Below are 13,492 nucleotides of genomic sequence, written 5' to 3' on the forward strand. Positions count from 1 at the left end.
GCAAAAACGAGCGGTCATTACTTTTAGCTAAATGACCGCTTTACTACTATTCGGCGTAATCCTCGATAAAGGCAAACATCACCTTGAGCGCAGCTTCAATGTCATTTACATCGACGGCCTCACCTGGGTGATGGCTCAAACCTTTTTCACAGCGCATAAACAACATAGCGACTGGGCATATTTTTGCCAACGCCATGGTATCGTGTCCAGCACCAGAACTGAGTGTAAAAGGCGGCATTTTGTTTTTTTCACAGGCGGTTAATAGTTGGCGTTGTAATTCATCGTCGCATTTTACTGCCAGCGCTTGATGGGTCGCCGCGATATCCATATGGATACGTCTCTTAGCCGCGATACTGTGCAATTGCTCCATAATAAGGCTGAGAGTTTCATCGCGTAAGGTATCGTCGATACTGCGAATATCAAGGCTAAAGGTCGTGGCACCAGAAATGACATTGACCGCACCAGAGAGACATTTAAGTTGACCCACAGTGGCAACAATGCCTTTTTCTATGGCGAGTCGCTCGATGACGAGGATCATTTCACTGGCGGCAGCTAAGGCATCTTGACGCATAGGCATAGGCACCGTACCAGCATGACCAGCTAAACCTTTTAATGTAATGGCGAAGCGTTTCGCGCCGGCAATACCATTTACCACGCCTACCGATAAATCGTGTTCTTCAAGCACAGGGCCTTGTTCGATATGAAATTCGAAAAAATCATCGACGTTTTTATTGTTACGCCCTGCGCTATGTATTGCGTCAATATCAAGGCCTGCATCGAGGAATGCTTGAGTTAATGAGACGCCGTTTTCATCTGTTAATGTGTTCCATTTTTCGTTCCACGTTCCAGCAACGGCGCAACTTCCGAGTAATGTTGCGCCAAAGCGAGTGCCTTCTTCATCACCAAAACCAACCAGTTCCAAATGAAATGGCAGAGCAATATGATGGTCATGTATATATTGAATCAAACTTAGCGGCGCTAGCACACCCAGGATCCCGTCGTACTTTCCACTATTGGGAACCGTATCCAAATGACTGCCGATAACCAATGTTTTTGCATCCGGATTTGCACTCGCATAACGTCCCCATTGATTGGCTGCAGCGTCCTGCCAAGTGTGCATACCAGCTTGTTGCATCCATAGGGCAACCTGGCGGTTAACCTGCAAGTGCTCGGGGGTTAAGTATCGTCGATCAATACAGTCGGTATCTTGGCTAATGTGCGCTAACACATCGCAACGCTCATAGGTTTGAATCGCGTAAGGCGCAAATGTGGTCATTAACCTTTCCCGCTATAAACATTGAATGCACAGTCGATTGCTTGCCCAGGATGCAGCTTGTGCCCCCCTCGACGAAGTAAGGTTTCTAGCGATTGTAAGGTATGTAATACCGTGTCTTGACGGGCGTTGTAGCCCATAGTGCCAATACGCCAAATTTTACCGTGCAGGGGACCGAAACTGGTGCCAATTTCAATATTGAAATCATGAAGTAATTGATGACGTATGTGTTCGCCGTCTACGCCACTCGGTATGTGTACACCCACAACATTATTCATTTTGTGGGTTAAATCACCGAATGGTTGAAGGTTCATCCCTTGAATACCGGCTAACATTGCTTTGCCATGTAACTCATGGCGAGCAATAGATTCAGTTACCCCTTCTTCAAGTAGATTGATGGCACACTCCCGAGCGCAATAGAGCATAGAGGTGGCTTCAGTGTGATGATTTAGCCGCTCTTCTCCCCAATAATCAAGGATCATAGGAATATCGAAGTAATTAGAGCGGATCCGGCTACCACTGCCCGCGCTATGATGGTCAGCTTTTATGCCGGCTTCCACATGTTGGCGAGAACGCACTAAATCCACATAACGCTCACTGAGCGTAATAGGCGCACTGCCGCTGGGTCCGCCTAAACATTTCTGTAAACCTACCGACACGGCATCAAGTTGCCATTTATCCGTTTCAAACGGATTACCGCCGATAGATGCAGTGGCATCAGAATAGAAAATGACATCATGGCGACGACAGATATCGCCAATCTGATCCAATGGCTGCAACATAGTCGTGGATGTGTCTCCTTGTACTAGGGCAAGGACTTTGGGTTGGACCTGTTTGATCGCATCTTCAATTTGTTGAGGTTCGAACACTTCCCCCCAAGTCGCTTCAATACAATGCACATCAGCGCCTGCGCGCTCAGCAATTTCTTTGAGTAGATGACCAAAACGACCAAATACAGGCACTAATACTTTATCACCAGGTTCAATACAGGATACTAAAACGGCTTCTATGCCAGCTCTGGACGTACCGTCGATGAGTAACGTGGCTTTGTTGTTAGTGCGAAAAACATCGCGATACAAGCTCATTACTTCATTCATATAACCCGTCATAACGGGATCATATTGACCTATCAATTGGGTAGACATGGCGCTTAACACCCGAGGATAACAGTTAATGGGTCCGGGACCCATAAGTAGACGGGGAGGAGGCGTAAGGTGTTTCACTATGAGTTGTGCTCCAAGGTAAAAATTAAAGGGAATAGACTAAATCTGTATTGAAAAATGCTGTCAGATAAACAACTGGGCTAACATACGTGTACCGGTTATTAATAAAACGACAGCGAAAATCTTTTTCAACATATTGGCATCAAGCTTTGCGGCAATACCAGCACCAATAGGGGCAAAGAAAACGGTAAGTGGCACAATGCAGACAAAACCAACAAGATTAATGTACCCATAGGTGCCTAGCGGCGCGTCGACCGGGGTTTGACCAAATATCAACAAATACAAGGCCGCTGGTAAGGAAATGATCAAGCCAATTGCTGCGGCAGTACCCACAGCTTTATGGGCAGGGTAGTTAAATGCTGTTAAAATTGGCACAGATAAAGTACCGCCGCCAATACCGACCATGGAACTGAAAAAGCCAATGCATCCAGCGATCATGGACTGGCCAACCCGGCCAGGCAAACTCTCAGCTAATGCAGATTTACCGCTTCTAAACAACATGTTGAGGGCGGATAACGTCGCCACAATACCAAATAAAGTCGTCAGGTAACGACCATCCACTTTTGTTACTAACCAGCTACCAATTAGTACACCTATCAGAATCAACAAACCCCATTGCTTGAGCAACTCTGCATCTACATTGCCCTTTTTGCGATGGGAGCGAATGGAGCTGATCGAGGTCGGAATAATGGTCGCTAATGACGTGCCAGTGGCGATATACATAGCGCTCTGTGGGCTAACACCGAAAGATTGAAACAAAAAAAACAACACGGGTACGATGACAATACCGCCTCCCACACCTAATAAACCTGCCAGAAGGCCGGCGAAAACGCCGGTGCCGATTAACGCGGCGATAGTCGGCAGATTGTTTAACACTAATTCCATAATTTTCTCATTTGCTTTCGTTATTTAACCATTTGGCTTGTGTACTGGTAATCAATATTTATGTCGTTTACTTGAAGGTGTGAGCCGCAAAGGCGTTACCGTCGCTGCGAGGATCCGTCGCTGCTGAAACGGTATCATCGGCGCGCATTACCACTGCACCGGCATGCCCCATTAACTCATTACACGAATCGACAAGTGCAATGTCGTGCCCTTTGCTGGCGAGATCGTGTTGAATGTCCTCGGCTAGGTCTCGCTCAATTTTGAGGTTGTGACTTTCATCGCCCCACGTTCGGCCTAATAACCAACGACCCAAGCGAATTGATTCTGGCAATGATTTTTGTTGGTAAATGTAGCGTGCAAATAGTGCCGCTTGCGTTTGTGGTTGGCCTTCTCCGCCCATAGTGCCATAGCTTAAACGACGACCATCTTTTAGCTCGGCAAACGCTGGATTCAAAGTGTGAAATGGCTTCATGCCAGGTGCAAGTTGCTGTTGATGGCCGGCTTGCAATGAGAAAGACGTACCACGGTTATTCCACACGATACCGGTTTGTGGAGATACCACGCCACTACCAAATTCCCAGTAAATGCTTTGAATGTAACTGACCATTCTGCCTTCGCTGTCACAGGCACCCATCCAGATGGTGTCCCCCGGTTTAGCCTGATGTGGCCACGGCAGAGCTTGCTCTAAACTAATATTGGTTAGCATGGCATCAATTGATTCGACAGAGAGTAAGCTTTGCAACTCGATACTCAACCGGCTTTGATCCGCCACATACTGATTGCGTTTAATGAAGGCTTGTTTAGTGCATTCAACCAATAAATGTACAAACTCGGCTTCGTTTGTGGCTAGGTGCTGCACTTTGTCAAATAACGCCAGTATCAATAGTGAGGCAATACCTTGGGTCGGCGCGGGTAGATTATACAGTTTACCCACTGAGGTGTTGACTGAAAGCGGCGTCACCATCTTAGCTTCATACGCTTTGATGTCTTCAAGGGTAATGGGAGAGCCTGCGGCTTGTAAATCTTCAGCTAACGCTTGCGCTATTTCGCCGTTATAAAAATCGTTAAGCCCATTTTCGGCGAGCGTAGTGAGCGTTTTAGCAATAGCTGGCAGTTTGAGTATTTTGCCTTTTTGGAGGCTTTTACCTTTTATTAGAAATTGCTCGAAATGTGGAATCGTAGACAAATCATCAAATGTTTTTTCACTGGCATCTTGTAGGCTTTGCGTGACCTCAATACCCCATTGTGCTTGACCAATCGCCGGGGCGAGCAGTTCACTTAAGGGGATTCCGCTTTGCCATGTATGGCTTACCTCTAATGCTTTTTGCCAACCTGCCACAGCACCAGCCATGGTTAATGCGGCTTTTGGGCCACGAGAAGGGATCGCAGAATGTTGTGCGTAATAAGCAAGGTCGGCTTTAGCGCATGCGGTGCCGCTAGCATCAATTGCCACTGGGGCTTTACCTGGCTCACTAATCAACCAAAAGCCGTCGCCTCCTAAGCTGTTCATATGTGGGTATACCACAGAAATTGATGCGGCTGCCGCGACCATTGCTTCGATGGCGGTTCCGCCATGCTGTAATACATTTTGACCTACTTGGCTAGCCGCATAATGAGGGGCGGTAAAGCCAACCGGTCGTGGTGAATTGCTCATAAGGATTTCTCTAATAACATGCGGGCGATTCCAATTAATTGTTTGTCATGATTTTTTTGGCCAATTAATGAAAATCCCATAGGTGCATGGGGGTTAATTGCTAAGGGAACATGTAACTGAGGCAGGCCACATAAACCTGCGATACAGGTCAGCCTCATCAGGGTATTCCGATAAGTTGTTAATTCGTCACCTGGGGTGTTCAAAAATGGAGCAGGACCAGGTGTTGTGGGTAAAAATATCATATCGCACTGGGTAAACAGATCATTAATATGTGCAATAAAAATTTGTTGCTGAACGAGTGCCTGCTGATACTGACGTAGGTTAATAGTGGCGCACCAAGTGAATCGTTGTTGTATATCCACCGCGAATTTAGGTTGATGCTCGGTGATCCATTGACCGTGAGTTTGCCAAATTTCGTACCCTTGCAATATGCGAAACGTTTCACTTGCTTGACTTAATAGTGTGTCTGATAAGCCCGATGTTAAGGGACATGGCTCATTCACCATCGCGTGATAGGCCGCGTCAAGGACTTGCGAATACTCGCATTGAGCCATTAATTCAGGCGACAAACTAATGCGTGGTTTCTTAAGCTGTATATTAGGTAAACCGTTACTGAAACTATCCGTAAAAAGCACATCCGCTACCGCACATAGACTGTCTAAGTCTCGAGTCATCCAGCCGACGGTATCAAAACTGGGAGCCAAACCGACCATGTGCTCACAGCTAATCCGCCCATGAGTCGGGCGCAAGCCGAATAAACCATTGTAACTAGCCGGAACACGTATTGAGCCGCCAGTATCTGTGCCAAGACCTATCACAGCGCTGCCTTCTCGCACTGCCACGGCAGAACCACTCGATGAGCCACCGGGTAGACGCTCCGGGCTGGAAACATTGAAAGGCGTGCCGTAATGAATATTTTGCCCATTTAAACTATATGCCAGCTCATCGGTAATGGTTTTACCGACTAATGCTGCACCTTGTTGTAACAGTTTATCAACGACAGGAGACGTATGCTCAGCAATCGGATGGCTGGCCAACCAATCGGGATTACCCGCTGTGGTGGGCAGCCCCTTTATATGAAACAAATCCTTTACCGCCAGTGTCATTCCTGACAACGGTAAGTTGCTTGATGTAACGTCGTCTGCTGTTTTATTGTCTACTTGCCATACGTAAGGTGTGTGACTGGTAAAATGTTTAGCGGTGTGACTCATGTTTCTTATAAAGTTGACCAGATGGTCTTACATGAAACAAATGTTTCAGTGTTTAGTCAAGAGAAACATTGATTATGTTCAGTATATATTCGGATTTAACAAGTATTTAATAAATATCGTTTTATAATCAGCGATAAAGGTTATAACGTCGGGTACGTTTTATTTTATTTTTAATGAAACAAGATCAGGATAACTCCCTGATCAAAACCTTGATCTTGTTTCAATGTAACTAATATCGATTCCCGTCTGTATTATCACTGATGCTATGTCATTGACTTTGGATCGAGCAAGTCGCGTAATTCATCCAGTGGAATATCGGTCATTTCTGCAGCCACATCAACCACAGGACGTTCTTGCTCATAAGCGGCTTTAGCGATGAGTGCACCTTTCTCGTAACCGACTCTATTGTTAAGGGCTGTGACTAATATTGGATTCATACTTAACGATTTAGCCATCTTTTGGGAATTAGCCTGCATAGTGACAATAGCTTTGTGGGTAAGAGCGTTAATGCCATTGGTTAACAGAGTCAAACTACTGAGTAGGTTATACCCTATGAGTGGCAACATGGTATTAAGCTGAAAATTACCAGATTGACCTGCGATGGTAATACTTTGATGATAGCCCATCACCTGTGCGCAAACCATGGCGACAGCTTCAGGGATCACAGGATTGACTTTACCCGGCATTATGCTGCTACCGGCTTGCAATTTCTGCAGTGATATTTCTCCAAGGCCCGTTAGCGGTCCGCTGTTCATCCAGCGTAAATCATTGCATATCTTCATAAGACTGACCGCCAATGTATTTAGATGACCACTGACCTCTACCGCTGTATCTTGGCTGCTTATCGCAGCAAAGTAGTTATCAGCGGGTACAAATCGTAGCCCAGTTAACTGACTGAGGTTTTGACACGCCGCCGCAGCAAAATCGGGATGAGTATTAATGCCCGTGCCTACCGCAGTGCCACCTAATGCTAATGTAGATATACGTGGCAATACTTCGACTAGTCGACTGATAGCCTGTTGGATTTGCTTGCTCCAGCCGCTTAATTCTTGACCAAGGGTAATGGGCATGGCGTCCATAAGATGGGTGCGCCCCGTTTTCACGGTATCACGGTATACCAAGCTTTTGGCATCAATCGCCGACATTAAACTTTGTAGCGCGGGAACGAGTTCTTGGCTTATAGCGATAGTTGCACTGACGTGAATCGCACTGGGAATAACGTCGTTAGAGCTTTGTCCCATATTCACATGGTCGTTAGGATGAACCGGTCGGCCTAATTTATGACCGGCCAGGGTGGCAATTACTTCATTGGCGTTCATATTCGTACTGGTACCGGATCCCGTTTGAAACACATCGACCATAAACGCATTATCGTGCTGACCTTCTGCCACTTCCATGGCTGCGCGTTGTATATCGATCGCTATTTCACTGTCGAGCCCAGCGTGTTCGGCATTTGCCTTAGCAGCACAAGCTTTTAGTAGTGCCAAGGCATGAATAAACGTACTTGGCATGGGTAGGCCACTGATCTGAAAGTTTTCAAGGGCCAGAGAGGTTTGCTCTTTGTATAACAAATCTTTGTGAGCGGGTTGAGAAGTTTGCATGGGGTTTCCTTAGTGAGATGTGCCAGGATAGAGTTCATCAACCAAGAGTTTACGTAACGTATTTGGTAACGCATGGGTTCGAACATTGGTCAGATCTTTATCTACTTCAGCTATTACTTTATGGATTAAGGTTTTAGGTAGTAAATGACGTAACTCCCCAAGGGTTTTAGGGGATGCAATGATGATAAGGCTAAGGAAATTATCAGTGTTTTTTTGCAAAAAACTCACTATCTCAGTAGCAAAAATGTGCTTTTCGTGATCATGTGGATCCGTTGGACGTTCGAAAGCGCTACGGCCGCCGCTGGCTGAGTTCACAGCACGTCCACGTTCTGTGGTGACTAAATCTCTTGAAGCTTCATGGGTGTGACTAAGCTGTTCGACAACCTGCAGAGATTCAAATATATGTTGATATTCACATACAGTGGCTTGTGCACCATTGGCTATCAATACCCACTTTTTTGCCGAGGAGGAGGTTGAAGCCGTGTTAGCGGCGCGAGTCGATTTTGATTGAGATCGTGGCAACATACAGTGTTCCTTTTTAAGGTGATTAGGCTCATTGAATATTTGCTAAAAATATACCGTTTTTAGGTATGCATTAACCCTGTTCCCGCTTTCCTATTTGCACTAGATGAGTGAAAGAAACAGAGAAAAATTGCAGCTGAACAATAGTACTTGGTGTGATAACTATTTTTTCAAGGTAAACGGCCAAATATCTAACCGGATATTGCTCATTGGATTGTAAAATTTAGGGTACGGAGAATGACAAGGGTAGAAACCGAGAACAGCGCAAATGCGCTTGTTATTCGAGCTCGTCTAGTTGCTCATAAAGGGATGAAATCTCGCTAATACGTTGATCTGCTGATTTGTCTAACAAGGTAAATACCTGATTGCAGATAATCGAAATAACACTCATAGGGGCTGCATAACTGTCTAGTGCTTGTTCTTGACCCAATTGACAGATGATAAGTTGTTTCACTTGTTCAGCATAAATCTGGCCAGAAGGATCGGCGAATAAGGCCACATTATGATGCTGAAGTTTGTCCAGCAGGGGTTTGAATATCTTTGGTCTGCGTCTAAAACCAATCAAAATGACTAACTCATCATCACTGATGTCACGCAATTCTTCACTTAAGGTTTGCCCAGGTTGCGGCAAAAGGCGTACTTTGCTGCGAATTTGTAATAATTGCTGGCGAAAGTGCAGGGCGACAGGGTAGCTATTACGAAAACCAATTATCGTAATCCGTGACGATTCGCAAATCGATGTGATCAGTCCATTCAATTGGTCTTGGTCTATATTGCTCCAGGTTTGCTCAATACGCTGAATTTCCCGATTTAATGCCCCACCTTGATTCGACTCCATATACATAGGATATCCATTAGCGCGAAAGGCATTTAACTCCTGTTTTGCATCGTGATGGGAGTCGTAGCCTAACTGTCGGAAAAACCGACTGACGGTGGCTTTTGAGGTATGGGTTTTTTGAGCGATTTCCGCCACAGAACAACTTAAGACGTCAAGCGGCGTGTGTTGCAGATGATCAGCAATTAAACGGGCGTTAGGGGAGAGTCCTTGATATTGCTGTTCTATGCGTTTAATAAACGGAATTTTTGCCAAAATAGAGATATCGCTGAATCAAAATAGGCATATAGCTTATACCAATTACCTTAGATAAAGGAACTCTGGGCTAGAAAGTATCTTAGAAGTCATCACTGATAGACGACTTTAATGGGCGAAGTGGGTATTGCCGTGTAATCATCAGCTAGCATCAATGCTTTGTTAATTGCTGGTCAATAGCGCAAGCGTTAAGTAATTTGCAATCATCTCAAACTATTATATCCCTAAAGACAGTGCTAGCATTGGCCGTTAGGTATATTACCCGGTTATGCAGTATTACTTGCTGTGGGTCGATTGAGTGAAATGATGAGGAATTTGTGCTGAGTTTAGCTAGATCGTATCAAAATGTAGTTGTCCTGACAGGGGCCGGTATATCAGCTGAATCTGGACTGCGTACCTTTCGCGACAATAACGGCTTGTGGGAAGATCATTCAGTACAGGACGTAGCAACGCCTGAAGCTTTCACGCGGGATCCTGAATTAGTTTATCGTTTTTATAATCTGCGTCGTGAACAGCTGCAAAGCCCAGCAGTCAAGCCAAACGCAGCGCATGATGCCTTGGCTGAGTTTGAGCAATCCCATCATGGAAACGTATTGATAGTGACTCAAAATGTGGATGATTTACATGAACGTGCGGGTAGTCAAAATGTGCTACATATGCATGGTGAATTGCTTAAGGCTCGCTGCTGTCATAGTCAACGCAGTTTTAATATGCGCGAAAACTTTAATGGCGCCTCTAGGTGTGTATGTTGCCAGCCTAGCCAAGCCATTCGTCCTGATATCGTTTGGTTTGGTGAAATGCCCTTTTTTATGGATGAAATTGAACTAGCCGTACGTGAAGCCGATGTGTTTATCTCCATTGGTACGTCGGGTAACGTCTATCCGGCTGCTGGATTGGTGCAAATAGCGGATCGTTATGGTGCTCACACGGTGGAGCTTAATCTCGCGCCAAGTGATGGCCATAGTTATTTTTTAGAAACGCATTATGGTTTGGCAAGTTCTGTCGTAGCGCAATATTTAGCACAATATCAAAAGGAAGCATGACGTGGATTTAAGCCTTTACTGGGGGGAGTTTTTGACCATAGCGGCAGTACATCTGTTAGCGGTAGCCAGTCCCGGCCCCGACTTTGCGATTGTGTTAAAACACAGTATTAATTATGGTCGTCGATGCGCCATGATCACCAGTATTGGAGTGGGTGCGGCAATATTGCTGCACGTTACTTACTCACTGTTAGGGATTGGCTTGTTACTCAAAACTAATCCTCTGTTATTTAAAATTTTTAGTTATGTTGCTGCTGCATATTTAATTTACATCGCAATTGGCGCGCTACGTAGCTCTGCTCCTGATAACAAAGACAGAACACAACACGGCAGTAACGTAAATCAGATCAGTGATAAAAAGGCCTTTACTGTCGGCTTTTTAACAAATGGTTTGAATCCAAAAGCGACATTATTTTTCCTTTCGGTATTTGCCGTTGCGGTCTCTGCTGATACACCGAATAGCATCAAGCTTATTTACGGTTTATATCTGGCCTTTGCCACCGGTGTTTGGTTCTGCTTTTTGTCTTATTTACTCAGTACGCGTAAAGTGCGCACCTTCATTAGCCAATACAGTCATTGGTTCGACAGAGTGATGGGAGCAGTACTATTACTTTTGGCTGCCAAACTGGTTCTAGCATAATAATCTGCCGGCGAACAATTGACTTTACGCTGGTATTATCAAGATAGATCTTGTTGCTAATCTAGCTATTAATAAAGGGTAACGTGTGGAACAACAGAATAAATATACACAGGGCGGCGATATCAATAAGTCACTTATGGGTGAAACTCAGCTTAATTTAGGTAGCTGCGTAAAAGAAGGATGGGCGCTATCAAAACGTCACTTTTACAGTATCCTACAAGGTGGCTTGTTTACCTTGGGTGTTATTTTATTGCTGCTGATGTTAATTGGTAACTATGTCAGCACGGATGACTTGCAAAGTCCTTCTGTTTCCCTGAGCTTCGGTTTGAATTTGTTATTTACCTTGGTCACGACGCCGCTTATCACCGCATTAATGATGATGGGTATCAGTCATAGTGTCGGATTGCAAACAACATTTTTAGGTTTAGTGAAACGTTTGGTTGCTTCGGCGATGCTTATTTTTTGTGCTCTAATGTTAGGGGCTTTGGTTAATTTAGGCTTGGCGTTGTATATATTGCCGGGCATTTATTTAGCCATGTCTACCGGTTTCACACTGTTACTTTTGGTTGAAAAAAAATATCGTCCTAGTCAGGCTATACTGACATCCATGCGTGTGTTCAATCGTTATTGGTTGCCTTTGAGTCAATTTTATATCGTGTCGTTTATATTATTCATAGCTGGGTTATTTACGTTTGGGATTGCGCTAATTTGGCTAGTACCTTGGTACCTTCATACTAAAGGCGTGTTGTACCGAACTTTATTTGGTGTTGAAGTAATTGGCCAACCCACTAGCACCACAGATAATAAAGATTCGGTTTTCTATGCCTAACTCAAATAATCAATTTCAAACATTACGCTATTTTGCCGCTGCACTGACGCTATTCGCCATCATGTATGTTGCGGATAACTATTTTGATGCCCAGTTGCCCGACACAAACTTGCAGCTGAATGAAATAGAATTGCGTATTCTAATCGACGACTTAGAGCGTAAACCTCAAGCTTCGCCTCATTATGCGTCGAGTAAAAAAGTGCCTAACTTCAATGATTATGATGACGTTACCGAGAAAAAACAGGCATTCTTTGCCTATCTTTTGCCTGAAATACGTCACCAAAACAATATTACCCTGATTAAACGCAAAGCGGTTGTCAGTATGACCGAGCAATTAGCAAATAAGACTAACCTGAGTCCGTTTAGTGTTAAGCTTTTAAAAAATCTACGTCGTGAATACAAAATCGAAAAAAACTTGTCGAATAAGCAAGCTATGCCCGTATTACTAAAGCGTATTGATATGATCCCAGCTGAGTTGGTATTGATTCAAGCAGCAAATGAATCCGGGTGGGGGACGTCTCGTTTTGCCCGTCAAGGGTACAATTTTTTTGGTTTATGGTGTTTCAAGCAAGGCTGTGGTTTTGTCCCTAAGCGCAGAAATGAAGGCACAGTGCATGAAGTGGCTAAATTTAAAGATTTATCCCACGCAGTAAAAACCTACATCAGAAACCTTAACCGGCATTATGCGTATCAAGAATTACGCGATATCAGAGCGAACCTTCGAGCACAGGATAAACCTATCACTGCCAAAGCGTTAGTCCATGGGTTACAAAGCTACTCTGAACGTGGTCAAGACTATATCGACGAATTGCTGAGTATGATGAGAGTTAATAAAGAGCACATGAATTTATGAAAAAGTGGTTATTAGCAGCTTGTATTATGCAAAGCTGCTTAGCAGTAGCACAAGAAGAACCGAATACCGTCTCTAAATCCACTCAGCCATCGGTAAATGTGGATTACAGTAATTTTTACAGTCATGTTCGTAAGTTAAGCGCTGAGGACACAAACGCCCTGCAGTTTGCGTTTGGTTTTAAACATGTGCGTACTGGAGCTCTGTGTCATATAACCTCAGGGTATATACATACTCAAAAGCAAGATATTCCATTAACGATTTCTGCCGAGCAACGTTTTACCGTTCCCAGTGAAAAAGCCCTGAAGCTTGCGAATGCCAAGGTTGCTCTAACAATCATAGAGCCCGCTAATCAGTGTGATATGTCAGTGCAGCTTGAAACCACACCACAGTGGTTAAAGTCTGAATACAGCTCTGAGGAGCTTGCTCTGCTGTTTGGTCAGTATCAGACATTTTTCGATGATATGGGCAGCTTTTTGGCGTTTTTAATGCCATCGGTAGACGGACTAGTTATCCACTTTTCTGACCATAAATTGACACGCAAACTAGAGAACGGCTTACAAATTGATAATGGCCGTTTGCTGCTAGATAAGCGCTGGTTAGGTGAGGAAATGCCTTTGTCGTTACCTTACGTACCGTTACGCATAACCGCTAAAACCACCAGGTAATAGGAT

Annotated in this window: 13 protein-coding genes; 5 read left to right on the forward strand and 8 right to left on the reverse strand. The window is 44.5% G+C overall.

The window, feature by feature from the left end; genetic code table 11:
- Positions 1–46 precede the first annotated feature (46 nt).
- The 8 genes from GPLA_RS09095 to GPLA_RS09130 all read right to left on the reverse strand — a co-directional run bounded on the left by GPLA_RS09095 (position 47) and on the right by GPLA_RS09130 (position 9,459).
- A complete protein-coding gene (locus tag GPLA_RS09095) occupies positions 47–1,276 on the reverse strand; it encodes an allantoate amidohydrolase (RefSeq protein ID WP_007104588.1) in 1,230 nt (409 codons plus the stop codon).
- On the reverse strand, positions 1,276–2,463 hold the full coding sequence (locus GPLA_RS09100; protein WP_193362940.1) for a pyridoxal-phosphate-dependent aminotransferase family protein: 1,188 nt from the start codon (positions 2,461–2,463) through the stop codon (positions 1,276–1,278). Before GPLA_RS09100 ends, GPLA_RS09095 begins: the two co-directional genes overlap by 1 nt.
- A gap of 96 nt (positions 2,464–2,559) precedes the next feature.
- The gene (locus GPLA_RS09105; protein WP_007104590.1) at positions 2,560–3,381 is read right to left on the reverse strand and encodes a sulfite exporter TauE/SafE family protein; all 822 of its coding nucleotides are present in this window, start codon (positions 3,379–3,381) and stop codon (positions 2,560–2,562) included.
- 67 nt (positions 3,382–3,448) lie between these two features.
- The gene (locus tag GPLA_RS09110; RefSeq protein WP_007104591.1) at positions 3,449–5,035 is read right to left on the reverse strand and encodes a gamma-glutamyltransferase family protein; all 1,587 of its coding nucleotides are present in this window, start codon (positions 5,033–5,035) and stop codon (positions 3,449–3,451) included.
- Positions 5,032–6,246, reverse strand: coding sequence for an amidase (locus GPLA_RS09115; protein ID WP_007104592.1), 1,215 nt, complete (start codon positions 6,244–6,246; stop codon positions 5,032–5,034). Before GPLA_RS09115 ends, GPLA_RS09110 begins: the two co-directional genes overlap by 4 nt.
- Before the next feature lie 263 nt (positions 6,247–6,509).
- Positions 6,510–7,847: a lyase family protein gene (locus GPLA_RS09120; RefSeq protein ID WP_007104593.1), complete on the reverse strand. Its 1,338-nt coding sequence runs from the start codon at positions 7,845–7,847 to the stop codon at positions 6,510–6,512.
- A gap of 9 nt (positions 7,848–7,856) precedes the next feature.
- Positions 7,857–8,372: a host attachment protein gene (locus tag GPLA_RS22925; protein ID WP_007104594.1), complete on the reverse strand. Its 516-nt coding sequence runs from the start codon at positions 8,370–8,372 to the stop codon at positions 7,857–7,859.
- Between the two features lie 274 nt (positions 8,373–8,646).
- Positions 8,647–9,459, reverse strand: a complete 813-nt coding sequence (locus GPLA_RS09130; protein ID WP_007104595.1) for a MurR/RpiR family transcriptional regulator — start codon at positions 9,457–9,459, stop codon at positions 8,647–8,649.
- 317 nt (positions 9,460–9,776) lie between these two features.
- On the opposite strand from GPLA_RS09130, the gene cobB reads away from it, so the two are divergent.
- The 5 genes from cobB (at position 9,777) to GPLA_RS09155 (ending at position 13,486) form a co-directional block, all read left to right on the forward strand.
- Entirely contained in the window at positions 9,777–10,502 is a 726-nt protein-coding gene (gene cobB, locus GPLA_RS09135) for a Sir2 family NAD+-dependent deacetylase (protein WP_007104596.1), read from the forward strand.
- A gap of 1 nt (position 10,503) precedes the next feature.
- Entirely contained in the window at positions 10,504–11,139 is a 636-nt protein-coding gene (locus GPLA_RS09140; protein ID WP_007104597.1) for a LysE family translocator, read from the forward strand.
- Positions 11,140–11,224: 85 nt separating this feature from the next.
- A complete protein-coding gene (locus GPLA_RS09145; protein ID WP_007104598.1) occupies positions 11,225–11,968 on the forward strand; it encodes a DUF975 family protein in 744 nt (247 codons plus the stop codon).
- The gene (locus GPLA_RS09150; protein WP_007104599.1) at positions 11,961–12,821 is read left to right on the forward strand and encodes a glucosaminidase domain-containing protein; all 861 of its coding nucleotides are present in this window, start codon (positions 11,961–11,963) and stop codon (positions 12,819–12,821) included. Before GPLA_RS09145 ends, GPLA_RS09150 begins: the two co-directional genes overlap by 8 nt.
- Entirely contained in the window at positions 12,818–13,486 is a 669-nt protein-coding gene (locus GPLA_RS09155) for a DUF2987 domain-containing protein (protein WP_007104600.1), read from the forward strand. The genes GPLA_RS09150 and GPLA_RS09155 overlap by 4 nt, the downstream gene beginning before the upstream one ends.
- The last annotated feature ends 6 nt before the right edge of the window (positions 13,487–13,492 follow it).

The organism is Paraglaciecola polaris LMG 21857 (assembly GCF_000315055.1).
Classification (GTDB): Bacteria; Pseudomonadota; Gammaproteobacteria; order Enterobacterales; family Alteromonadaceae; genus Paraglaciecola; species Paraglaciecola polaris.

Coding starts and splice junctions, on each gene's coding strand:
- GPLA_RS09095 (WP_007104588.1), bottom strand. CDS start 1,276: ATGACCACATTTGCGCCTTACGCGATTCAAACCTATGAGCGTTGCGAT.
- GPLA_RS09100 (WP_193362940.1), bottom strand. CDS start 2,463: ATGGGTCCCGGACCCATTAACTGTTATCCTCGGGTGTTAAGCGCCATG.
- GPLA_RS09105 (WP_007104590.1), bottom strand. CDS start 3,381: ATGGAATTAGTGTTAAACAATCTGCCGACTATCGCCGCGTTAATCGGC.
- GPLA_RS09110 (WP_007104591.1), bottom strand. CDS start 5,035: ATGAGCAATTCACCACGACCGGTTGGCTTTACCGCCCCTCATTATGCG.
- GPLA_RS09115 (WP_007104592.1), bottom strand. CDS start 6,246: ATGAGTCACACCGCTAAACATTTTACCAGTCACACACCTTACGTATGG.
- GPLA_RS09120 (WP_007104593.1), bottom strand. CDS start 7,847: ATGCAAACTTCTCAACCCGCTCACAAAGATTTGTTATACAAAGAGCAA.
- GPLA_RS22925 (WP_007104594.1), bottom strand. CDS start 8,372: ATGTTGCCACGATCTCAATCAAAATCGACTCGCGCCGCTAACACGGCT.
- GPLA_RS09150 (WP_007104599.1), top strand. CDS start 11,961: ATGCCTAACTCAAATAATCAATTTCAAACATTACGCTATTTTGCCGCT.
- GPLA_RS09155 (WP_007104600.1), top strand. CDS start 12,818: ATGAAAAAGTGGTTATTAGCAGCTTGTATTATGCAAAGCTGCTTAGCA.